The 22,320-nt window shown below is 46.8% G+C and carries 24 protein-coding genes and 1 tRNA gene; 8 read left to right on the top strand and 17 right to left on the bottom strand.

All coding sequences use genetic code 11. The features are described from left to right. From Q0241_RS00655 to Q0241_RS00625, 7 genes are all read right to left on the bottom strand, one after another. Positions 1–857: pitrilysin family protein (locus Q0241_RS00655; RefSeq protein WP_299371509.1), on the bottom strand; the 857-nt coding region annotated here is incomplete at its 3' end. Beyond that, a complete protein-coding gene (locus Q0241_RS00650; RefSeq protein WP_299371506.1) occupies positions 857–2,152 on the bottom strand; it encodes a pitrilysin family protein in 1,296 nt (431 codons plus the stop codon). The genes Q0241_RS00650 and Q0241_RS00655, both read right to left, overlap by 1 nt. Before the next feature lie 256 nt (positions 2,153–2,408). Further along, positions 2,409–2,990 carry a DUF3035 domain-containing protein gene (locus Q0241_RS00645; protein WP_299371503.1) on the bottom strand — a complete coding sequence of 194 codons (582 nt, stop codon included), beginning with the start codon at positions 2,988–2,990 and terminating at the stop codon, positions 2,409–2,411. 30 nt (positions 2,991–3,020) lie between these two features. Further along, positions 3,021–3,512, bottom strand: coding sequence for a signal peptidase II (gene lspA, locus Q0241_RS00640; protein WP_299371499.1), 492 nt, complete (start codon positions 3,510–3,512; stop codon positions 3,021–3,023). 40 nt (positions 3,513–3,552) lie between these two features. After that, complete coding sequence (gene ileS / locus Q0241_RS00635) at positions 3,553–6,393, bottom strand: isoleucine--tRNA ligase (protein ID WP_299371495.1); 2,841 nt, start codon at positions 6,391–6,393, stop codon at positions 3,553–3,555. Between the two features lie 41 nt (positions 6,394–6,434). Then, positions 6,435–7,436, bottom strand: coding sequence for a bifunctional riboflavin kinase/FAD synthetase (locus Q0241_RS00630; protein ID WP_299371492.1), 1,002 nt, complete (start codon positions 7,434–7,436; stop codon positions 6,435–6,437). A gap of 190 nt (positions 7,437–7,626) precedes the next feature. Next, complete coding sequence (locus tag Q0241_RS00625) at positions 7,627–8,058, bottom strand: MaoC family dehydratase (RefSeq protein WP_299371489.1); 432 nt, start codon at positions 8,056–8,058, stop codon at positions 7,627–7,629. 245 nt (positions 8,059–8,303) lie between these two features. On the opposite strand from Q0241_RS00625, the gene Q0241_RS00620 reads away from it, so the two are divergent. Next, positions 8,304–8,753 (top strand): DUF2846 domain-containing protein, encoded by a 450-nt coding sequence (locus Q0241_RS00620; protein ID WP_299371486.1) that lies wholly within the window; start codon positions 8,304–8,306, stop codon positions 8,751–8,753. Positions 8,754–8,919: 166 nt separating this feature from the next. Here Q0241_RS00620 and Q0241_RS00615 read toward each other — a convergent pair whose 3' ends face one another. From Q0241_RS00615 to Q0241_RS00600, 4 genes are all read right to left on the bottom strand, one after another. Continuing rightward, entirely contained in the window at positions 8,920–10,512 is a 1,593-nt protein-coding gene (locus Q0241_RS00615) for an RsmB/NOP family class I SAM-dependent RNA methyltransferase (RefSeq protein WP_299371483.1), read from the bottom strand. Positions 10,513–10,521: 9 nt separating this feature from the next. Then, positions 10,522–10,866: an ArsC family reductase gene (locus Q0241_RS00610; protein ID WP_299371480.1), complete on the bottom strand. Its 345-nt coding sequence runs from the start codon at positions 10,864–10,866 to the stop codon at positions 10,522–10,524. Between the two features lie 92 nt (positions 10,867–10,958). Further along, positions 10,959–11,651, bottom strand: coding sequence for a cyclic nucleotide-binding domain-containing protein (locus tag Q0241_RS00605; protein WP_299371477.1), 693 nt, complete (start codon positions 11,649–11,651; stop codon positions 10,959–10,961). A 57-nt stretch (positions 11,652–11,708) separates the two neighbouring features. Beyond that, positions 11,709–12,440: an NnrU family protein gene (locus tag Q0241_RS00600; protein ID WP_299371474.1), complete on the bottom strand. Its 732-nt coding sequence runs from the start codon at positions 12,438–12,440 to the stop codon at positions 11,709–11,711. Between the two features lie 181 nt (positions 12,441–12,621). On the opposite strand from Q0241_RS00600, the gene Q0241_RS00595 reads away from it, so the two are divergent. Next, positions 12,622–13,836, top strand: coding sequence for an NAD(P)/FAD-dependent oxidoreductase (locus Q0241_RS00595; RefSeq protein ID WP_299371471.1), 1,215 nt, complete (start codon positions 12,622–12,624; stop codon positions 13,834–13,836). A 7-nt stretch (positions 13,837–13,843) separates the two neighbouring features. On the opposite strand, the gene Q0241_RS00590 is transcribed toward Q0241_RS00595, so the two are convergent. Next, entirely contained in the window at positions 13,844–14,779 is a 936-nt protein-coding gene (locus tag Q0241_RS00590; RefSeq protein ID WP_299371468.1) for a glyoxylate/hydroxypyruvate reductase A, read from the bottom strand. Beyond that, entirely contained in the window at positions 14,776–15,189 is a 414-nt protein-coding gene (locus tag Q0241_RS00585) for a VOC family protein (protein WP_299371465.1), read from the bottom strand. The genes Q0241_RS00590 and Q0241_RS00585 overlap by 4 nt, the downstream gene beginning before the upstream one ends. Positions 15,190–15,303: 114 nt before the next feature. On the opposite strand from Q0241_RS00585, the gene Q0241_RS00580 reads away from it, so the two are divergent. After that, complete coding sequence (locus Q0241_RS00580) at positions 15,304–16,221, top strand: LysR substrate-binding domain-containing protein (RefSeq protein ID WP_299371462.1); 918 nt, start codon at positions 15,304–15,306, stop codon at positions 16,219–16,221. Here Q0241_RS00580 and Q0241_RS00575 read toward each other — a convergent pair. Both Q0241_RS00575 and Q0241_RS00570 read right to left on the bottom strand, forming a co-directional pair. Beyond that, on the bottom strand, positions 16,209–16,667 hold the full coding sequence (locus Q0241_RS00575) for a hypothetical protein (protein WP_299371459.1): 459 nt from the start codon (positions 16,665–16,667) through the stop codon (positions 16,209–16,211). The two genes, Q0241_RS00580 and Q0241_RS00575, sit on opposite strands and share 13 nt — an antisense overlap. 140 nt (positions 16,668–16,807) lie before the next feature. Beyond that, positions 16,808–16,892: transfer RNA gene (locus Q0241_RS00570), tRNA-Leu, on the bottom strand. Positions 16,893–17,238: 346 nt separating this feature from the next. Here Q0241_RS00570 and Q0241_RS00565 point away from each other — a divergent pair. From Q0241_RS00565 to Q0241_RS00555, 3 genes are all read left to right on the top strand, one after another. Continuing rightward, positions 17,239–17,745 carry a cold-shock protein gene (locus Q0241_RS00565; protein WP_299371456.1) on the top strand — a complete coding sequence of 169 codons (507 nt, stop codon included), beginning with the start codon at positions 17,239–17,241 and terminating at the stop codon, positions 17,743–17,745. Between the two features lie 150 nt (positions 17,746–17,895). Next, complete coding sequence (locus tag Q0241_RS00560) at positions 17,896–18,477, top strand: YqaA family protein (RefSeq protein WP_299371453.1); 582 nt, start codon at positions 17,896–17,898, stop codon at positions 18,475–18,477. A gap of 23 nt (positions 18,478–18,500) precedes the next feature. Continuing rightward, positions 18,501–19,016, top strand: a complete 516-nt coding sequence (locus tag Q0241_RS00555) for a disulfide bond formation protein B (protein ID WP_299371450.1) — start codon at positions 18,501–18,503, stop codon at positions 19,014–19,016. Between the two features lie 84 nt (positions 19,017–19,100). On the opposite strand, the gene Q0241_RS00550 is transcribed toward Q0241_RS00555, so the two are convergent. Further along, complete coding sequence (locus tag Q0241_RS00550) at positions 19,101–19,670, bottom strand: HNH endonuclease (protein WP_299371447.1); 570 nt, start codon at positions 19,668–19,670, stop codon at positions 19,101–19,103. Positions 19,671–20,199: 529 nt separating this feature from the next. Here Q0241_RS00550 and Q0241_RS00545 point away from each other — a divergent pair. Then, positions 20,200–20,898: a Hint domain-containing protein gene (locus Q0241_RS00545; protein WP_299371444.1), complete on the top strand. Its 699-nt coding sequence runs from the start codon at positions 20,200–20,202 to the stop codon at positions 20,896–20,898. Positions 20,899–20,924: 26 nt separating this feature from the next. Here Q0241_RS00545 and Q0241_RS00540 read toward each other — a convergent pair whose 3' ends face one another. Continuing rightward, positions 20,925–21,425 carry an Lrp/AsnC family transcriptional regulator gene (locus Q0241_RS00540; protein ID WP_299371441.1) on the bottom strand — a complete coding sequence of 167 codons (501 nt, stop codon included), beginning with the start codon at positions 21,423–21,425 and terminating at the stop codon, positions 20,925–20,927. A 169-nt stretch (positions 21,426–21,594) separates the two neighbouring features. Between Q0241_RS00540 and Q0241_RS00535 the strand changes: the two genes are divergently transcribed. Then, positions 21,595–22,320 (top strand): FAD-dependent oxidoreductase (locus Q0241_RS00535; protein WP_299371438.1); only part of this gene is annotated, 726 nt, incomplete at its 3' end.

Genomic DNA, 22,320 nt, shown 5'->3' with positions numbered 1-22,320 from the left:
AAGGCCGCATAATAATCAGGATCATCCCGGGAAATACCTCTATGGGCCATTATAACTTCGCTCTGGGGAATATCCTCGTCCAGAATGATCGTTCCCCCTTTTATCGCAGGTGACGCACCAGATACCCGAAATGGTTTTGATTTTTGTGTAAGACCACCAAAGGCCTGATCCAACAATGTCCCAAGTTCAACACGATCCACATCCCCAACAACTGCAACGGTCAGGTTATTTTGGGCAATGTTCTCTGCCATATAACTTTTCAAATCAGAAATAGTTATGTTTTTCAAGCTTTCTAACGTTCCATCGTTTGCACGACCATAAACATGGTTGGGATAATAAAGCGTACGCAAAGTACTTTGCGCTTTGTATCCCGGATCATCCGCCCGCTGTTTAAGAGCAAGAGAAATCTGTGATCGAATTCGTTCAATTGGCTCACGGTCAAACCTTGGTCCCGTCAAAGATAGCTCAAGCAACTCAAAAGCTATCGCCTTGTTTTTTGTTAACGTGACAAGCTCACCACTAAAAAATTCACGCCCAGCATCAAAGCCCAAAGAGATCGACAAATCATTTAACTTGGCCTGGAAAGCTTGCGAATCAAGGTCCCCTGCCCCCTCATCAATTGTCGCAGCAACGAAGTTGGCGAGACCTTCTTTACCATCCGGATCGACAGATGACCCTCCCGAGAAAGCAAATTTCATCGAAATAATGGGGTTACTACGATCTTCGATAAGCCAGGCGTGTATTCCGCCGGGGCTTGTAACCTGAACAATATCAACAGCAAACGCCGAAGAAAGATTACACAAGCTCAACAGAATTGTTAGGTATGTGGCAAGTCCGAGTTTGACAAAAGACTTCATTATTCGGCTCTCTTTCCTGGCAACAAAACACCTGTAACCGACTGGTTATCAACAAACGTTTTTTTCAACAGATCGTTGATTTTGTCTGATGTAACTGCAGAAATCCTGTCTGGCCAAGCTTCTACGTCCTCGACACTCCCACCTGTAGTTATCGCACGCCCAATCACATTAGGTGCCGCGGCAAGAGAATCACGTGCAAAAATGGCCGCATCAACCATCCGGGTTATAGCTTTATCCACTTCAGCCTGCGTTACCCCCCCCTCTATCAAATCAGAGAGTTCTTCCCGTAACCGCTTTTCTACCACATCAATCCCCACACCAGGACGAGGAGAAATGTAGAGCGTAAAGGTACTCAGGTCATAAGCATTGGGGCTATAGGATGTACCAACAGATGCCGCCAGTTTTTCTTCAATAACCAACTTTTTATATAACTTGCTGGTCGCTCCTGAGCCGATAATCTCGTCTAACACCTGCAATGCGTAAGGATCATTATTACCGGCGGTCCGATAACTCGGGGCAAGATACCGTATCGTAACAGATGGATTAGTGATCAAATGACTTTCCTTCACAACCCTTCGTGCAGCATTTTGCGGGGGTTCTGAAATCCTCTTTCGCTCGGGCACTTCCTTGTAGGGAATAATGCCATAGTATTTCTCAGCAAGAGGCTTTACTTCGTCAACGGTAACATCGCCTGAAATAACAAGGACAGCATTGTTCGGCGCATACCATTTTCGATAAAAAGACAGAGCTGTCTCTGTATTCAATGCCTCTATTTCATGATCCCAACCGATAATTGGTATCCGATAAGGATGGTTGAGAAACTGGCTGGCCCGCATAACTTCACCCAATTGCGCGCCGGGGCGGTTTCCAACGCGGCTTCGCCTTTCTTCACGCACGACTTCGCGTTCTGGCAAAACCTTTTCATCATCCAGGATAAGACCTGTCATTCTGTCGGCTTCCAGTTCCATCACCAATTCAAGGCGGTCTTTGGCTACTGTTTGGTGATAGGCGGTGTAATCCCAAGACGTAAATGCATTTTCCTGCCCCCCATTTTTGGCTACCAACGCTGAAAATTCGCCCGACTCGAAACGTTCAGTTCCCTTAAACATCAAGTGTTCTAAGAAATGCGCATTCCCAGACTCACCAGTATCTTCATCTGCAGCTCCGACTTTATACCAAAGCATTTGCGTGACGATCGTTGCTCTGTGATTAGGAACAACAACAACCTCAAGCCCGTTATCAAGGGTAAAAGTATCTGGATTAAAAACGTCGCTTTGAACAGATGAAAACGGCACGATCAAACTGCAAACAATCATGTAAAAAGAAAACGTGGATTTAAATTTAGAGAACATTTTCAAACAATCTAAGTCATTTAAGAAATTTCATACGGCACAATCGCTGCAATCAAAGCTCCCACGATCAATCCGTGTTCTTGATGGCTTATTAATCTGGCAAAACTAGGGCAACAAACTATTTTTCAGATGCAGCCAACACAAAATAAAAAAGCTCCGACAAAATCGGAGCTTTTCTCAAATCGTTACGAACCAACAATTAGAAAAGATTATCAAATACACCTTCAAGCGGTGCTTCGCGTTCGATCACGATAATCTCGGTTTCACCTTGACCACGTGTACCAAGGGCAGCGTTTTGCTGAATACGTTTTGCCTCTTTTACCGGGTCAACCAAGCTATTTGGATTGGGCTGATCTTTCCAAAAAATCAGCGCATCAACAACCTGTTCACTTTCAGAATTAAGCTGACGTGTTTCCCGGTCAATAAGAAGGCGGATATCATCAGGAGCCTCATTTGCGCCCGCCGACTGTAAGAGCGCCATTTCGCCATCGCTACGTCCAGCTTGATCCAGTGACGAACTTTTTTCTGGTCCAGCAGTGCCGTCAAGATTAAACACAGCACGCTTCGCTTGCCCCTGTGCCGATCCTTCTTGAGGACGCAAAGCCCCCGGACGAGGAGGCGCAAGGTTGTAATCAGGTGGAAGGCTAAGAGGTGCTCTGGACACGACTTTAAATTCGTCGGGAGCACGCTTTCCTAATCCAATTTGTTCTTTCAAGCCATCACTACAACCAGTGACCGCTAAGGCGACAACAATTAATCCAAAAAATTTGATCTTATTCATGCTTTCAATCCGCATCCTTTTTCAAGGTCCTTACTTATTACCCTTAGATGGCGTCAAGAACAAGCCGTCATAGAGCAAAACCATTACCCCGATAAAAATAAAGCTGTCTGCGAGATTAAATGCAGGCCAGGGATTAAAGATCCGCCACGGCAAGACCGGGATACTGAAACTCAGGAAATCAACCACACCAATGTGAATAAATCTATCAATTACATTTCCGATCGCACCGCCACTTATCAGCCCGACAGACACAGCGATCAGCTTACCCGGCTCTTTGTAAAGCCAGACAAACAGAGCCACCACGATAGCAATGGCAACCCCAGCTAATAAGAAAGGGCGCCATTCAGAATCGCTACCAAACAGACCAAAGCTTACTCCTGGATTATAAGCCAGAACGAGATCAAAAAAACTTGTGACCTCGATAATTTTTGGCGGGTTCATGATGTCTAGCAGTACGTACCACTTACTGGCTTGATCAATCCCGGCAATCAATAAAGCCAGTATTAAAGCGCGGAGTACCATCAAATTACCTTTACTCTCGAGATGCACCCTAGCTGACACCTTAGACACTAGCAGCTAAAACGCTGGCACAACGGCTACAAGTGCCCGCATGCGGATGACTTCCCACATCGGGAAGTACTTTCCAGCAACGCTCGCACTTATTTCCTTCGGCACCATCGACCACAACACCAACGCCATCCACATCATTCAAACGATAAGCTTCTTGTGGTGCATCAGCTTCGACCAATTCAATCTGAGATGTAATACAGATATCAGCCATATTAAGATCACCAATCGCTGAAAGTAGCTCTGGACGGTTGATATACACCGCTGGTCGCGCCTGCAGGCTAGAACCAATTTTTTTCTCGGCTCTTAAAACTTCAATTGCCCCGGTAACAACACGACGAACTTCACGCACATTGTCCCAGCGTTCAGCCAGAGTATCGTTTTTCCAGTCCGCTGGAATTTCCGGGAAGGTACGCAAATGCACAGATTCAGCTTCGTCTGTTTTCCCACGTGCCAGCCATGCTTCTTCTGTCGTAAAGCACAAAATCGGTGCCAGCCATGCAGTTAAGGCATCAAAAAGTGTATCAATAACAGTCCGGCAAGCGCGGCGTTCAAGTGTATCTTTACCGTCGCAATACAGCGTATCTTTGCGGATATCGAGATAGAAGGCAGACAGATCAAGCGCACAGAAATTATGCAGAGCTTGGAACATTGCGTGATAATCATAATCGTCACAGGATTTGCGAACGATCGTATCCAGCTCGGTCAAACGATGCAGAACCCACTTCTCGAGCTCAGGCATTTCCTCTACAGGCAAACGCTCTGCGTCGCTAAATCCATCAAGGCTTCCCAATAGGAAACGCAGCGTGTTTCTTAAACGACGATAAGCGTCGGCTTGATACTTCAAAATTTCATCACCAACACGCAAATCTTGCGAGTAGTCAGAAGCAACCACCCAAAGCCGCAGGATATCTGCACCGTATTTGGCATTGATTTCCGCAGGCGCCGTGATGTTACCCAAAGATTTGGACATCTTGCGGCCTTTGTTATCAAGAACAAAGCCATGGGTCAGAACGGCATCGTATGGTGCACGACCACGTGTCCCGGCAGATTCCAGTAGTGAAGTATGGAACCAGCCACGATGCTGGTCCGACCCTTCAAGGTAAAGATCAGCCGGCCATTTCAATTCTGGGCGTGCTTCCAGTACAAAGCTGTGGGTTGACCCTGAATCGAACCAGACCTCGATAACGTCCTGGATTTGCTCGTAATCATCCGGGTTATACTCGTTACCAAGGAAGCGGGCCGGCGGGCTGTTAAACCAAGCATCACCGCCTTCTTGTTCGAAAGCATCAACAATACGATCGAGAACCTTCTGATCACGAAGGGGTTCACCCGTTTTCTTTTCCATAAAGATCGGCAGAGGAACACCCCAAACTCGTTGGCGAGATACACACCAATCCGGACGACCTTCAATCATCTTGTAAAGGCGGGTAGATCCCTTCTCGGGAATGAAGCGGGTTTCATCGATAGCTTTAAGCGCTTTATCTCTCAGCTCATTGGTTTCCATAGAAATAAACCACTGAGGCGTGGCACGGAACACCAATGGTGCTTTGGAGCGCCAAGAGTGCGGGTAACTATGACGCATGGATCCTTTGGCCAACAAAGAGCCTGATTCAATCAGAGCCTTGATCACACGACCATTGGCGTCACCTGCTTTACCTTCTTGGGTATAAACACAAGCACCAGCAAAGAACGGAACATGGTCGTAATAAACGCCAGCTTCGTCAATCATCATAGGGACTTCCAGTCCCCGCTGACGGCCGAGTTCATTATCATCCGCACCATGACTTGGTGCGATATGAACAAATCCCGTACCAGCGTCGTTTGTTACAAAGTCTGCGTTCAACAACGGCACTTCGTAATCATAGCCGCCATCAGCACCCTCTAACCCGTTAAGGGGGTGTTTGACTTTAACATCAGAGAGGTCAGAAACCACGCCAACTTCGGTCCATGCTTCGATCTTTGCATCGATTCGAACCTGTTCAGACAATTCACGGTTTAGAACAAGACGTTCACCAACTTTGGCAATGCTGTTTTCACCCAACTCAGTGACTTCGTAAACCACATATTCGAACTCTTCGCCACAAGCCACTGCCCTGTTAGCAGGAATGGTCCACGGTGTAGTTGTCCAGATGATGATCGATGCGCCGTCGAGCAGCTTGTCATTACTGCTGGCAATCGGGAAACGAACCCATATCGTTGGTGACTTCAGTTCATGATATTCAACTTCAGCATCGGCCAAGGCTGTCTTCTCTACAACCGACCACAGAACGGCTTTGGTCCCCATGTAGAGACCTTTGTTCATCAAGAACTTACCCATTTCCTTCACAATCAGGGATTCTGATTGATAGTTCATGGTTTTATAAGGTTGCTCCCAATCAGCTTCGATTCCAAGACGCTTGAATTCTTCGATCTGGATCTTGATCCATTTATCGGCAAACTCACGACATTCCTTACGAAATTCCACAACAGGAACTTCGTCTTTATCCTGACCGCGCTCGCGATAGCCTTCTTCGACCTTCCATTCAATCGGCAGACCGTGACAATCCCAACCGGGCACGTAGTGTGCATCTTTACCCAACATCTGTTGAGAACGATTGATCACATCTTTCAGCACTTTATTGAGGGCGTGCCCCATATGAAGGTGACCATTAGCATAGGGAGGGCCATCGTGAAGCGTAAATTTTTCGCGGCCTTTGCTCTGTGCACGCAGTTTTTCAAATAACCCAATATCTGCCCAACGCTGCAAAATCTCAGGCTCTTTTTTAGGCAAGCCAGCGCGCATAGGGAAATCAGTCTTGGGGAGAAAAACAGTATCTTTATAGTCCGTGCTCATGGAGCCACTCTTCCATTTTAACAATTATGTCGTTTTAACAATTATGCTTGATGTTCACCTGTTGCCGAAACAACGGGGTCAATTGGATGATCAGGTAAAGTCAGCAAAAGCTTTCGAGCCTGTTCGCTGTCTTTTTCGATCTGTTCAGTCAAGGCCGATAGGCCATCAAATTTCTTTTCAGGGCGCAGATATTCCACGATTTGCACCCGAAGGTCCATATCATAAATATCTTCATCAAAATCAAAGATGAAAACTTCAAGGTTTACACCCTCCCCATCTATGGTCGGGCGCACACCAATATTTGCTACACCGTTGTACCAATGGGTTAACCCGAAACCCTCAACCCCAGCCTTGGCAACACGTACGGCATAGACGCCCAGACTGGGAATAAGATAATTTTCCATGGATAGATTCGCGGTCGGAAAGCCAATCGTTCTTCCGCGCTTAAACCCATGCATTACCGTGCCGTCAATTTCCCAGTAACGCCCCAAAATTCTTGCTGCATCAGCTGGTTTACCTGCCTTGAGGTATTCCCGAATGCGCGATGATGATAAAACAACATCGTTTTTATCTTCAACAAGTGTAGCGGCGGTAACACCAAAACCGTGTTCTTTTCCCATGGTTTCAAGCAACGTTGCGTTACCCTGGCGATCCTTACCAAAACAAAAATCACCACCAATAACCAAATGTTTCGCACCGAGATCCCGTACCAAAGTCTCTAAGACAAATGATTCTGCTGACTGTTTGGCAAAATCAAGAGTGAAATCCTGAATATAAACATGATCAACACCAACCTTTTTCAAGGCATGTGCTTTTGCGATCATTGGGGTCAAACGAAAACAAGATTGATCTGGTTTAAACAAAGATCGGGGATGAGGCTCAAAGGTTAAAACAGCCAAAGGGCGGTTTAATTTTTCCGCAATCTCTCTTGCCTGACGAATCACGGCCTGATGCCCCAGATGAACACCATCAAAGTTGCCAATTGCAACGACAGCTCCCTGTGCGTCATCCGGTAGATTGGTAAAGTTATGAAAAACTGCCATTTATTAACCTAGGCTTATAGCCTGTAAGCTCCTGAAATATTCTACGCGTCAGGCTGTAAAAACATTTAATGCGTTTCTGATATTAGCAGACGCACCATAAACAACCCTCAAAGGCCTATGAATACTAGGTCAAAGGCTGCTTGAAAACAGCCTTATGGCTTTTTTATCAAAAGATTTAACGATAATAGACTTATTGATCCCGTGAAGACACCATAACCATTGCCTCGCCATCCAACACATCCTTGCCCTTTACTTGGCAAAGTGTCTCTAAAATCACACGTTTTTTGGACATCATGACTTCCTTCACCCGCACAATCGCCGTAACAGTATCACCAATACGTACAGGCCCTTTGAATCTTAGCGACTGCGAAAGATATATACACCCTGGCCCGGGTAATCTCGTCCCCAAAACTGTCGACAGATAGGATGCTGTTAGCATGCCATGGGCAATACGCCCTTCGAAAACACTTTTTTTCGCAGCTTCTTCATCAATATGTACAGGATTGGTGTCACCTGAAATACCTGCAAACAAAACAATGTCGGCTTCGGTTACTGTCTTCGAGAATGATGCTTCCATTCCCTCATTCAGATCTTCGATATAATACCCTTGTTGCCCGAACATAAGCTCTTCCCTCCTCCGCAGGTCTATTTTTTTCAGTTTATTATTATTTAAATGATCCCGAGATTTGTATTATTCTTTCTCAAAAATCAATCTTTGGATAACTTCACGAAAATTACGTTGTTTCGCATCTGCAAACAAGTGTTATTTTGCACCGCAGCATACACTGATATACACGACAAACCATCTTTGGCATTTTTTGAAAAGTGATTTAAGATACAAGTTCGTTCTATATAAAGGTTGATCTGGTGCTCTCATTCACAAAGACGGTTCTAATTTTCGCTACTCTATTGACCCTCACAGCCTGTGGAGCGAGTAAGCAAGCAAAACCAATAACGGGTAACCTGCCCGCAATTTCACCAGAAAGTGCCCGTATATATTTTTATCGTTCTCAGGTTCCTTTTCTCGCAGCTATCGAGCCTGAGTTCCTTGTGAATGGCAAGTCTGTGGGATCTGCTAAAATCAATCAGGTTCTTTACCGCGACGCACAGCCGGGTAACTATGAGATCAAGATTTCGTCTGACATCGAAAAACCGATTCTGATCCTCTTAAAGCCCAGAGAATCCCGCTTTTTCAAGGCTTACGGAACGACATCAGTCATCCGCAGCTATCACGCAATCAAAGAAGTTCCCGAACCCGAGGCTCTGAAAGAGATTCAAGGACAAAAACTTCTACCCCCAGATCTAAACCAAAATTAAGGGGCAATCTGTCGTAATCCCCAAAAAACAGAACAAGTTTATTCTACAAATAAGACAGCTAGAAAAAAGGCCACCACAAATTTGGCCTAGTCAGTTGGCTTGAGAAAACTGGCCTCAGAAAACTGGCCCAAGAAAACTGATCTGGATAAATTAATAAGCCAGCGCCCTATTCTGCATCTCTTTCGAGAACAGCTGCAAAAAAACCATCCGTATCATTTGTTGCCGGACTTAAACGAAGCATGTCGCCTATTGTCTCTGGCATAGACGATGGCATTCTTTCTTCCCAAACATCTTTTACTGGCACCAATTTGAAATCAGGGCGGGAACGAAGCAATTTAGCCACCTGATCTTCATTTTCAACAGGTAAAAGAGAACAAGTGGCATAAACCAAACGTCCACCGGGCTTAACCAAACGGGCAGCAGACGTCAGAATATTTCCCTGTAATGCGACCAGTTCCTCTAAATCCTTTTCATCTCTACGCCATTTCGAATCAGGGGCACGACGCCAAGAGCCTGTGCCGCTACAAGGGGCATCCACAAGAACACGGTCAAACTTACCCTTGTTCTTTTTAACCCAAGGATCACGTTCGCTTTCCAAGACTTTTCGTTCGGCATTAAAAACACCGGCCCGTTTCAATCGCTGTGCCGCACGGTTCAAACGCTTGTTGTGAACATCCGCCGCGATAAGCTGCCCGCGATTATCCATATCAGCAGCCAGAGCAAGCGTTTTACCACCTGCCCCTGCACAAAAATCAATAACCCGCTGTCCCGGCTCAACGGCAACCATGGCCGCCAGAACTTGTGATCCGGCATCCTGAATCTCAAATTCACCACGTTCATAGAAGGGTAAGTGCGCTTTTCGGCCCGCATCCGTAATCCGCAAACCGTAGGGAAGCCAATCTAGCTTTTCAACCTTACATCCCGCCTTTTCCAATCTTGGGATCAGGTCGTCGCGATTACCTTTAAACGGATTAACCCGGATATCCAACGGTGCAGCTTCGCGCAAAGCATCGACTTCTTCAGGAAAACGATCTCCAAAGACTTCACGCAACCCTTTTTCCGCCCAAGATGGGCACTCCAACGTCACAGCCTCGGGCATGGTTTCATCAGCAAGTTGCTTTCCATCCATCGCGCTCAACACACGCGCTTCTGAATCAGTTAGTCGCTTAAGATAACCGCCGCCGCCTTTGCAAAAGTGCGTAATATCCTGAACGTTCTTGCCATGGGTAAGAACGAGATCCGCAAGAAGAAGTTTACGTACTTGTGGTGTCTGACCATTGATTTCCAGCCACCATAACAAACGGCGATAACGACGGACAACGCCCCACACCATATCGCGAATACGTGTATGATCACGCGGGGTCAAACGCCCCTTTATATTTGAAAAGTGAGCTGCCAACGCCCGATCTATGGGGCTGTCGGAATTCGTTGCCTCTTCCAGAACCGCCAGAACATGAAACAATAAACGTCCCATAGGCAAGTCAACACGTTCTGCGCCACGCGCCAGCCGTGCCCCACTTTTAACAGGCTCGACATCTGATCGCTTTGTATAAAAATTGTCCTCACCTGAGGAATTTCGATCGTTCACACGATCATCGCGCGTTCTACCATGCTGTCGCTTATTTTGATGATCGACGTAACGTGTCTGCTCTGCATCTTTTCCGTGTTTTTGTGCGAGGAATCTTTCCTTGCGCACCTGTTGTTTACCAGCGCCAGACTTACCGTCAGCAGATTTTTTATCATTATATTGATCAGCCACGATATGCTCCTAAAGCCCCAAAAGGGTTTGTTCGTTTTTAGTAAACCCAACGATGACACCTTGTGGTGCATCAAAAACCGGACGTTTAATGAGCGTAGGATTTTCCAACATCAAATCACGGGCCACAGCCTCATTCACCGACTCTTTAATATCATTTGATAAATTTCGCCACGTCGTGCCCCGCTTATTAAGAAGCTTTTCCCATCCCGCCACAGCGATCCATTTATCAAGGTCTTCTGCAGACAAACCGTCCGCACGGAAATCATGATACTGATGATCAAGACCTGCAGCAGACAATGTTTTGAGTGCCTTTCTGCATGTATCGCAGTTCTTAATACCGTAGACTTTGATCATCAATCTTTCCGTTCTTAAATAAATTCTGGCACCTAGGTAACCTTCTGATCACGAAATGCAAGCAAAGTTGTCAATTCTACTAAACATAGCACCTAAGCGAATTTCGTAGCTCTTCTATTTTGCGAAAGGATTTTTGTTACCAAATCTGCCCCGATAGCTGCCACTAGGACAGACTGAAGATCCCTGTCTTTATGATAGAGCTTTTCCAAATCAGACCGTTCCCAAACCAGACACTTGGTCCTTTCGCGCGTCGTTACCGTCGCGCCGGCTTTTTCCATCGTCAAAAAAGACATTTCGCCGGCAAATTGTCCGGCCTCAATTTCACCAACACGTTTATGACCGACAGATACAAAAGCTTTTCCCTCAAACAAAAGAAATAATCTATCCGGGCACTCCCCTTCGAAAAGGAGTGTTTCACCTTGTTCGAACTCAAACCAACAGGCCGCCCGAAAAAGTCGTTTAACAAGAACTCTATCCATCGTCGGAAATGCTTTATCTTTCAGAGATTGCTCTTGATCTGATAAGTTAGAGCGGCGTTTTTCCAAAATAAGAACCGTCGAATGAAACAAGTTCACGGCAATAAGAATCATATTTCCAGAAAAAGACAACCACATCGGACCATTCTCAGGCAAAAGAGCAGCAATCGCCATCGCCAGCTTAGCTACAATGGTAAAAATTCGAAGCCATAAAATATCGCTGACAACAAAAGCAACAAACGTCAGTAAGAAACCGATAGCAACAAGCAGTTCAGGGAGACTTGAAAGGTTTTCCTGAATAAAAGGCATTATCAACTCCACTCAAATGAAAGCCACGAAGTTCCCGTTCACGAACCACCCCTCATCCTAAGGCGTCAGTATGGAAGAAAGGGGCGATACGCCCAAAAGCTGTCCATGATATGTAATGGCAAGCCCATAGCACGCCGTGCCGATAACAGGCCCCAAGGTTCCTAATCTAGGCAAGAGATCGCCATTATTTTGATGTAACCGTCCAAAAACAGGAAAGTACCCTGTCTGCTCTAGAAATAACTGATCCTCTGTATCCCTGGAAATACGGCGCTGATGATCAGACCAAAGCATTGCAAGAACCCCATACCCCCCTAATCCGCCAAAAAAGAGAATAAAGGCAAGATCCCCGTTCACAAGCACATGGCTGAAACAGGCAATTGTTACCCCCATCAGCATTGGGTGTCGGGTCAATCTTTGTGTCCCTTTTGAAATATACGAGCTAACAATCAAAATGATTGCCACGGGCATCAAAAGAAAACTTTGCAGAAGGATAATGACACTGTCTGCCACCCAGTATTCAACATAAGAACCTTGGATATAGCCATAAACAGCAGTACCGAAGGCCATCAAAGACGCAAAAGAAAAAAGCCCCTTATATTGCAACTCCCCTATCTGCGTGACTATTGCCGATCTTACCTTTCGTGTCGCTGTTAGCAAATGCAACAAAGAAAACAGGCCAAGCCCGCCAATAATCATATAAGTCGCCATTTCATCCCCATTTATCCAGCGCCCAGCTTCAAGCCCTATTCCTCTAGTATCATGATTGCAACACCGAAGAGCATCGTTCACTAATCGCTCACTGCTTTGCAAATTAAAGCTTTATATAGATCGATCATGCCTGACATCTTATTCAAAGCTATTTCAAAATATTGTTACAGCTTGGCGTTTTTTCTCAATTCGGGTATTACCCCGTTTAAAGTTCCGACAAAGTTGTTGCACATGAACCGGTACACGGACAAAAGAGAGATCCATGCAAAATACCTCCCCATATAAAGAACCAGAAAAGTGGGATGTCATTATTGTTGGCGCAGGTGCTGCGGGCCTTATGTGTGCAATTGAGGCTGGGAAAAGAGGGCGGCGTGTTCTGGTCATCGACCATGCAAAAAAACTCTGCGAGAAAATCCGCATATCGGGCGGTGGGCGTTGTAATTTCACCAATATACACACCACAGCTAACGACTTTATTTCCGGCAACAAACACTTCTGCAAATCTGCATTGGCACGCTACACCCCCTATGATTTTCTTGATTTGATGGCCAAACACGAAATCAAGTATCATGAAAAAACACTTGGACAGCTTTTCTGCGACAACTCTGCACAGGATATTATTGATATGCTGCTCACAGAATGCCGTGACGCAGGCGTCGAGATTCACAATCCAGTATCCGTTAATGGTGTTCGCCCTATACCAGAAAGCCCCAATGGCCTTAAGTTTACTCTCGAAACCAGTAAGGGTGCTGTCACATGTCAATCGTTGGTCATTGCAACGGGGGGGCTTTCCATACCAAAGATCGGGGCTACAGATTTCGGCCATAGAATTGCCCGACAGTTCGATATACCCCTTACACCAATCCGGCCTGCGCTTGTCCCTCTGACCCTCAACGCTGATGACAAAGCCTTTTGCAAAACCCTTAGTGGTGTTTCGCAAGACTGTATCGCCTCGGTAAAGAAACAAGGTTTCCGTGAAAACCTGTTGTTCACCCATCGCGGTCTTAGTGGCCCAGCTATTCTACAGATCTCCTCCTATCTGGAACCGGGAAAATCACTTTCCATTGACTTGTTGCCCGGCCAAAACATTGAAGAAGAGCTCACCGCAAACGCAAACAAAAAGAAAACACTGACCAATGTTCTTGCGCCTTTCATGAGCAAACGCTTTGCACAGGAATGGGTCGACAGGTTCAGCGAAAACAGAACGCCCGCAGATATGGGGAGCAAAAAATTGCGTGCTGTTGCTGAGGCCATTCACAAGTGGGTCATTACCCCATCAGGGGATGAAGGTTATGCAAAGGCCGAAGTTACGCTTGGTGGTGTAAACACAAAGGATCTTTCATCCAATACCATGGAAAGCAAGACGCGATCGGGCCTTTTCTTCATCGGCGAGGTGGTCGATGTAACCGGACATCTTGGCGGTTTTAACTTTCAGTGGGCATGGGCCTCAGGCCACGCAGCGGGCCAGGCCGTTTAGATCATCATTAATACCCGACAGATCTCTCGACCTGCTTTGGTAGCTGTCCTGTTTTTCTGTATTTTCTAATATTGCCAGCAACAATCTCAACAGCCGTTCCGGGATTAGTCGGCGCCGCGACATGCGGCAAAAGCGTGATCTTCGGATGACGCCACAACGGATTATCAGCCGAAAGCGGTTCTTGTGAAAAGACGTCCAACACCGCATGGGATAACTGCCCGTCATCCAACGCAGTGATCACATCTCCCTCAATCTGGTGACCGCCACGTCCAAAGTTGATCAATCCTGTCCCTTTTGGAAGCTGAGAGAATAAGTTCTCTGATAGAATTCCCTTTGTTTCAGATGTCAGAGGTAGAAGGTTTACCAACATATCAAGCCCCTTAAGAAACGTCTCAAGACCGCCTTCACCAGCAAAACACTCAACGCCATCCACCTTTTTTAATGATCGGCTCCACCCACGAACGTTAAAACCCAAGGCCCGTAGCTGTTGAGCAGAGGCAATCCCCATCTCCCCCAAACCGAGAATACCAACCGTACGATCAGACGACCGCAGTAATTCATGCTGCTGCCATTCCTGACGTTGTTGTTGTTGGGCATAACGAGGTAAATCACGATGCAGGGCCAGAACATGCGTTGCAGTTGCTTCAGCCATAGACGCGGATAAGGTTGGATCAATCAACCGAACAAGCGGCACGTTTTCAGGTAAGGTTGGATCCCCCAACAACGCATCAACACCAGCCCATAAACTTTGAATCAATTGTAACTTTGGTAGAGTACGCAACACCTCTTGTGGGGGATTAGCTACAATCGCTATATCGACATCTGTTGTGTCATCGAGATCAGCCAACAACCTAATATCTTCTTCTGGCAATGCAGATCTGAGCTGTTTTAACCACATAGTTTCTTCTTCAGTTGAAACTGATGTCAGCAAAAGAATGCTCATGATGCAAAAACCCTATCCATTGATTTAAAGCCTTTAATCTCTATCGGATTTCCAGATGGATCAAAGAAAAACATTGTCCATTGCTCGCCAGGTTCGCCTTCGAATCGCACCATGGGCTCTAACACAAACTCAACTTTGGCCGCTTTGAGTTTCTCTGCGACACCAATCCAATCCTCATATTCAAGAATTACCCCTAAATGCGGCATTGGCACCATATGTCCCCCGACCTTGCCCGTAGCTTGAACCTCAAAAGGCGTGCCAAGGTGCAGAGAAATTTCGTGCCCAAAAAAATTATAATCGACCCAACTGTCAGATGATCGCCCCTCTTCACAACCAAGTATCTCACCATAAAAAGAACGTGCGTCGGACAAGTTGCGTACATTGTAGGCTAGGTGAAAAAGGCTTTTCATCGAAAATACTCCTGATAAAAACTTATAAAATCGTGGTCTTGAGAACTCTCTAGCACAAACAATAAATAACAATTACTTTATTATTGTTACTTTAAACATAGGAATATCTTTGTTTTGAATAGTGATTTTCTCAAAAGCCTGATCGCTTTATCCAAAGAAGGCTCGATTGCGCGGGCAGCACAATCACAAGGACTGACAGCCACAGCAGTAAGCCAACGCATAAAAGCGCTGGAAGAACAGGTTGGATCGTCCCTGACTATACGGTCAGGGAAAACGGTTCATTTAACTGAAGCTGGACACCGCATTCTGCCCCACGCAAAGCAATTTCTGGAAGTTGAACGCGACCTGTTAAGTACTTTAAACAAGGGACAGATATCTGGTCGCTTAGAGCTAGGAGCCATCTCAACGGCAATGACGGGCATAATCCCCAAAACCCTGAGCTTCCTTCAGAAGGATAAACACGACTTGGAAGTAAAGTTACATCCGGGAACATCAAAGCAGTTATATAACCGCCTGCTCTCAGATGATCTCGATGCAGTCATCATCAGTGCACCTCCTTTCTCTTTACCAAAAGAGCTCAAATTTGAAGTCATAAGTCAGGAGCCACTCTGCCTTATTTGTACAAAAGATCTTTTACCAGAGGATTGCTTTAAAGCGGAAAATAAGACGGCAACAAAATTCTCATTCGATCTTCTTAAGCAACTTCGGCAAAAACCCTTTATCCGGTATGACCACAATGCCTGGGGAGGAAAACTTGTTACTAAATTTTTGCGCGACAACAAGATCACGGTTCAAGAGTTTTGCGAGCTTGATGCCTTGGAAGCGATTACCGTACTCGTGAACTCTGGCCTTGGCATATCCCTGATCCCAGACTGGCAAGGGCCTTGGCCAGAAGGGATTGACCTTCACAAAGTCATACTTGACGACACACGCTATTATAGAAAAACAATATTAGTGCGAAAAAGATCAACCGCGAAGGAAACCATTATCTCTTATATAGGGAAAACGATAAATCATCGTCAAACCAGATAGGTACTGGCGATCAAAAGACTTACACCAGTAAAAGCAACAGCACAGATAAAAATGTAAATAGGGTGCCAATAGAGGAATAATGGATTCTTTTCCCGCTGACGATCCGGATTCTTGATGCGGCCCTCAAAATAGATTCCTGTTTCGTAAAGCTGAAGTGCCGAATCGATATTTCGAGATGTTTGTGACACGTGATGACGGCGTCGACCATGCCGGACCAACAACATCACAATAACACCAAACAGAAGTCCATTAACCAAAAGAATTGCACTGACCAATTGAATAGCAAGTTCTGCCTGATTCGTTATCCAGCCAACCAAAATAAATTGTGCGGTCAAATATCCAAAGACAAGACGAAGATCCAGATTCGCCATAAACCGGAGCTGTTCTCCTTGCTCCTTTGCAAGCTCTGCCAGAACATGTGCTTTTACACGATCAATCTTGGACATTTTATTTCTCCCAATGCCACGGAAACAAAGGGAATACTTTCCCATCGCTACGAGGGAGCATCTTAATGTCTGGCTGGGAAAAGTCGCTATCGAATTAACGAATCTAATCGCTTATTCAACGGCGTTTTGCGGAAAATAAATGGTGCCCCCGGCCTGAGTCGAACAGGCACATCCGAAGATACGAGATTTTGAGTCACGCGCGTCTACCAATTCCGCCACGGGGGCACTTGTGGATGCGCATATTACTGATGGTTTCGCCTTTGGCAAGCCTCGATTTCATTTTTATAATTTATCTAAAACTAGATTTATAATTCATCTAAAATTAAGCACAAAAATAACACAAAGGTTCGGGGTTTTTGCTTTTCCCTAATATTTCTAGTAAACTATCGCTAGAACTTAATTCCAAAGCAAGGTTACTTTAAGTTTAAACGGCCTCTTTCTTGGGGGGAAGAGATTCACAATAAATGGCCGTTCGTTAATCATAATAATCCCCTCAGAAGCTCAAATCGCACCCTCGGGAGGGATTCTATTTGAGTTCTACATTCAGGTTAGTCTGGAGCAATCGTGCGCCATGTTAGATACCAGTGTAATAGTAGATCAAACTGAAAATGAGATGCCTGATATACAGGCACGCGTAAAGTGGTTCAATGCCACCAAAGGGTTTGGATTTGTCCAGGCTGGGGAAAAACTCCCCGATGCATTCCTTCATATATCCGTTTTAGAAAGAGCAGGTCATCGTTCCCTGCCCGAAGGCGCAGAGCTAATTTGCGACCTGACAAACGGAGACAAAGGGCTACAAGTCAAAAATATTCATCGCGTAGAATCTATACCGGAACCGCCCCCACCTCCTGGAAGCGAGAGTGGTGAGCCAACCATCGAAGGTATTGTTAAATTTTTCAATGCCGACAAGGGCTATGGCTTTGTTTCCCCTGATGATGGCAGCAGGGATATCTTTATCTCTGCTCGCATTTTGGAACGGTCTGGAATATACCGGGTAACCCAGAATCAGCGGATCAAAATGGAAACCGAGGATGGTGATAAAGGTCCTTTGGCTACAATTGTCCAGCTCCTTGAATAGAGAGAAACCTCACCGTTATCAGTAACGCAGTGCTGAACTCGAAATAACCAAGCAGAGATACATGCCAAACTCTTTGCCTTGTATCTCTGCTTGACCTTCGGGGAAGAGTCCTGTTTTCTTCGCTTCCTAATCAACATAAGGAAGCTCACCGTGTTTCGTAGCCTTTATAACTGGACTATGAGTCTAGCCGCACATCCTCATGCGCTATTAGCTCTCGGCCTTATCGCCTTTATAGAGAGTTCAGTTTTCCCAATTCCGCCGGATATATTGATTATCCCAATGGTGTTGGCTGCACGAGACCAAGCATGGAAAATAGCCCTTATCGCAACTATTGCTTCCGTTTTGGGCGGTATGTTTGGCTATGGAATTGGTGCCTTCTTATTCGAATCTATCGGCCAACCCGTCATAGAATTTTACGGCAAAACAGAATATCTGGAAGATTTCAGAACCCAATATAATGACTGGGGCGCCTGGATTGTATTTATCGCCGGGGTGACGCCTTTCCCCTATAAAGTGATCACGATTGCTTCCGGCTTTTTTGAACTTAACTTTACCGTCTTCAGCATTTCTTCTTTGGGTGCACGCGGGCTTCGGTTCTTTTTTGTTGCGGGACTACTATGGTACTTTGGTCAGCCAATCAGAATATTTATTGAAAAGTACCTCAATATTCTTGCCACAATCTTCTGTATACTCCTAATCGGGGGCTTTGTAGCTCTTAAATACTTGATCTAGAAGTCACAAACAGGCGAGATATGATGGCTGCACTAGTTAAGACAATAACGAATATCAAGTCTGGATGGATGGCGTTAATCGCTATTCTATCCAGTGCAGCCGTTCTGGGGGGCGCCTTGGCCTTTCAATATATTGGTGGTCTACACCCCTGCGTTCTCTGTATGTATCAACGCTGGGCCTATGTTATGGCAACAGGCTTTGCAGTGTTGGCTTGGATCTTAAGAAAAAATCCTGCCGTGGCGAAAATAACATTGGGCGCAAGCAGCTTGTCATTTTTTGCAGGCGCCGCTATCGCTGGGTTTCATGTCGGCGTAGAAAAACGTTGGTGGGAAGGAACCAGTGAATGCCAAGGAGGCGCACTGGATCTTTCAGCTTCGGTAGAAGACCTGACCAGCCAATTGATGGACCAGCCGATTGTTCGGTGCGATGTCGTGCCATGGGATCTTTTTGGGATCTCAATGGCTGGCTATAACATCATCATATCTTTAGTACTTGCCGTTGTCTGCCTCTGGACAATTAAAACCAGCAAGGAAGTCTAATCCTTCCAGATCTTTTCATTACGATCGTCACTTACCTGACCGAAATAAATCCTTATCTTTTATCCACGGGTTCGGACCAAAATATTAAGTCTCCCCATCTCGTTCTAGTTCAGCATCCCAATAAAGAAAATCATGCCAGCTTTCGTGAAGGTAATTTGGCGGGAAACCACGGCCGTTCTGATTAAGTTCATGAACTGTCGGACAGCGCGGCCAGGACTTTAACATCATTCTCGCTTCTGAAGGTGACCGCCCCCCTTTAGATAAATTACATGACTGACAGGCCGTAATAATATTTTCCCACGACGTGCCTCCCCCCTGGCATCGGGGAATGACATGATCAAAGGTCAGGTATTCAGACGCTTCCCGAACCCCACAGTATTGGCAGGTAAAAGCATCCCGTAAGAATACATTAAACCGGGTAAATGCAGGGCGTCGATCCATCTCAACGTAACTTCGAAGGGCAACAACACTTGGTATACGCATTTGGAAAGACGGCGAATGAACCTCGCTCTCATATTCAGAAACGATTTGAACGCGATCGAGAAACACAGCTTTAATTGCATCTTGCCAAGACAAGACAGAGAGAGGGAAATAACTGAGTGGACGAAAGTCCGCGTTTAGGACCAACGCCGGATTAGCAGAAAAGGAAACCACGTTTTTCCTCCGTGGGGTCTTGATCCTTTCAAATTACCAAGCCATTGTATTTAAATGCTTTATACCACTTCGACCAAACCCAGTCAAGACTGGGGACAGCACAGGGACAGGAATAGTCAGGACTTGAATTAAACAGAATTAAACAAGTATCGAGCAAAAAAGGAATTTTTGACTTTAACTGAAATCTTTTCATACCGTCACGAATTAAGGTTTTTGCGATACAGCAATAATTAGATTCTACCCCCAAAAACATCAGTATCCTAATTAAAAGTCCATGACAGGAATGTTCTCAAAGTTGTCATACTCAAAAGATTCAAATTCATCTTCTTGCTGATAAACTATTTTTGAAATGCAGGGACTAGTAATTTACATGAACCTGATTGAAGCCTTGTCTAACAAAAACCTCCTCTCCAATTTGTGGGGTAGAACCCCAACTACCTCACCAATTCACGATAGCCACATCAGAGCGCAGACGATTAGGGTACCGCCGCCTCCACCTTCTGCTCAAACGTGAAGGCTGGGAACTGAATTGGAAGAAATCCTTCCCGACGAAAACGGTCGGGTCAGGGCCATCCGCACCAAAAGCGGAGAAGAAATTGAGTGCCAATTTGTAGGCCTCACCGTAGGCGTTCACGCCAACATCGGATTTGTAAAAGACACCGACCTCAAGACCGATCGCGGCATGGTCGCGATTGAGGACATCCTGCCGGGCGATCAGGTAAAAACCGTCACCAATGATTTTCAAACCGTGCAGTGGCGCGGTTCAATGACGCTGGTTCCGGGTGCGCCCGGTCAGGACGTGCGGATGGGCAAACTGATCCGCGTTGCAGCAGATGCGCTTGGCGTTGGTCGCCCGATGCCCGATTTGCTGCTTGGCCCGTCGGCCCGTCTGTTCCATCGCTCCCCGACATTGCAGCGGGTCACCGGCCACACCGCCGCTTTCGTGCCAGCGGTCGATTTCGTGGACGGCGTGAATATCGTCGAAGTACAGCCGCAAACATCGGTTCAGGTTTTCCAGCTTGGCTTTGCCGCCCATGAACGCATCGTGGTCAACGGCGTTGAACTGGACAGCCATAACCCCGGCGCGCGCCATGAACTTGGCCTGCGCGGCGATATGCTTGAACTCTATATGGGCCTGTTCCCGCATGTAGACAGGGTCGAAGACTTCGGCATGCTGATGCACCCGCGCCTGTCCCTACATGATCTGGATTTCGGCGTCGTCGCCTAAGGCAATGGCGGTGCGGATCGCGCGGCTTACGCGTCCTTTTGCAAACGCGCTTCTAATACATCAAACGGCACGCCCGGTTCATCCTTGGCGCCGCGAATGACCAATGACGTCTTCACGCTGGCGACATTTTCAGCACTCGTCAGGCTCTCGGTCAGGAAATTCTGGAATGTGCGCAGATCAGGCGCGGCGCATTTCAGCACGAAATCCACCTCACCGTTAAGCATGTGACACTCGCGGACCAGCGGCCATTCCTGACACTTCGCTTCAAACGCGCTCAGGTCGACTTCGGCTTGGCTGACCAGCCCGACCATCGCAAAAACCTGCACCTCAAACCCGAGCTCACGGGCGTTGACGTCGGCATGATAGCCGCGAATGAACCCCTGTTCCTCCAATGTGCGCACGCGGCGCAAACACGGTGGCGCGGAAATGCCGACGCGTTTGGCCAGCTCCACGTTGGTCATGCGCCCGTCCGCCTGCAACTCTGCAAGAATCATCCGGTCAATATCGTCAAGCTTTTGTCCAGGCATGGTTGCGCGTATCCCCTAGCAGTTATCGCGTTTCATACGTCAGGCGACAGACCTGCGCAACAATATTTCGCCCAGCCGCAACAATACTTCGCAATATCGGAAAATCGACACCCCTTTTCCCCGCCCGCCTTGCTGCTTATATGACTTTCAACACAGGGGATCCCGACACATGGCTGACACACGCAAAACCAAAGTTCTTATCATCGGCTCCGGCCCCGCAGGCTACACCGCTGGCGTCTATGCAAGCCGCGCCATGCTGGACCCGATCCTTGTACAAGGCATCGAACCGGGCGGCCAGCTGACCACCACCACCGAAGTAGAAAACTGGCCCGGCGACTCCGAGGTTCAGGGCCCCGACCTGATGATCCGCATGGAGGCCCACGCCCGCGCGATGGGCTGCGAAATCATCGGCGATATCATCTCCTCCGTCGATTTCTCCAAACGCCCGTTCATCTGCCAATCCGACAGCGGCACCATTTATGAGGCCGACGCGATCATCCTCGCCACGGGCGCGCGCGCAAAATGGCTGGGCCTGCCGAGCGAAGAGAAATTCAAAGGCTTCGGCGTTTCCGCCTGTGCCACTTGCGACGGCTTCTTTTATCGCGGTCAGGAAATCGCGGTCATTGGTGGTGGCAACACCGCCGTAGAAGAGGCGCTGTTCCTCACCAATTTCGCGTCCAAAGTCACCTTAGTGCACCGTCGCGACGAGTTGCGAGCAGAGGCGATCCTAATTGACCGTTTGATGAAGAACCCCAAGATTGAACCGCTTTGGGATCACCAGCTCGAAGAAGTCTATGGCGGAGAAAACCCGCTTGGCGTCGAAGGCATCAAGGTCAAACACGTCAAAACCGGCGAAATCACCGACATCGCCGCCAAAGGTGTGTTCGTCGCCATT

Source organism: uncultured Kiloniella sp. (assembly GCF_937128705.1).
Classification (GTDB): domain Bacteria; phylum Pseudomonadota; class Alphaproteobacteria; order Kiloniellales; family Kiloniellaceae; genus Kiloniella.
Note: the sequence above shows the minus strand (reverse complement) of the source record. Positions and strands in the feature narration are given on the sequence as shown.

Excerpts from the sequence above, each read along its gene's own strand:
- Q0241_RS00555 (WP_299371450.1), top strand. The coding sequence starts at position 18,501 with ATGGCTGCACTAGTTAAGACAATAACGAATATCAAGTCTGGATGGATG.
- Q0241_RS00610 (WP_299371480.1), bottom strand. The coding sequence starts at position 10,866 with ATGATCAAAGTCTACGGTATTAAGAACTGCGATACATGCAGAAAGGCA.
- Q0241_RS00585 (WP_299371465.1), bottom strand. The coding sequence starts at position 15,189 with ATGAAAAGCCTTTTTCACCTAGCCTACAATGTACGCAACTTGTCCGAC.
- ileS (WP_299371495.1), bottom strand. The coding sequence starts at position 6,393 with ATGAGCACGGACTATAAAGATACTGTTTTTCTCCCCAAGACTGATTTC.
- Q0241_RS00540 (WP_299371441.1), bottom strand. The coding sequence starts at position 21,425 with ATGCCTGGACAAAAGCTTGACGATATTGACCGGATGATTCTTGCAGAG.
- Q0241_RS00630 (WP_299371492.1), bottom strand. The coding sequence starts at position 7,436 with ATGGCAGTTTTTCATAACTTTACCAATCTACCGGATGACGCACAGGGA.
- Q0241_RS00605 (WP_299371477.1), bottom strand. The coding sequence starts at position 11,651 with ATGCCTTTTATTCAGGAAAACCTTTCAAGTCTCCCTGAACTGCTTGTT.
- Q0241_RS00645 (WP_299371503.1), bottom strand. The coding sequence starts at position 2,990 with ATGAATAAGATCAAATTTTTTGGATTAATTGTTGTCGCCTTAGCGGTC.
- Q0241_RS00575 (WP_299371459.1), bottom strand. The coding sequence starts at position 16,667 with ATGTCCAAGATTGATCGTGTAAAAGCACATGTTCTGGCAGAGCTTGCA.
- lspA (WP_299371499.1), bottom strand. The coding sequence starts at position 3,512 with ATGGTACTCCGCGCTTTAATACTGGCTTTATTGATTGCCGGGATTGAT.
- Q0241_RS00625 (WP_299371489.1), bottom strand. The coding sequence starts at position 8,058 with ATGTTCGGGCAACAAGGGTATTATATCGAAGATCTGAATGAGGGAATG.
- Q0241_RS00595 (WP_299371471.1), top strand. The coding sequence starts at position 12,622 with ATGCAAAATACCTCCCCATATAAAGAACCAGAAAAGTGGGATGTCATT.
- Q0241_RS00590 (WP_299371468.1), bottom strand. The coding sequence starts at position 14,779 with ATGAGCATTCTTTTGCTGACATCAGTTTCAACTGAAGAAGAAACTATG.
- Q0241_RS00565 (WP_299371456.1), top strand. The coding sequence starts at position 17,239 with ATGTTAGATACCAGTGTAATAGTAGATCAAACTGAAAATGAGATGCCT.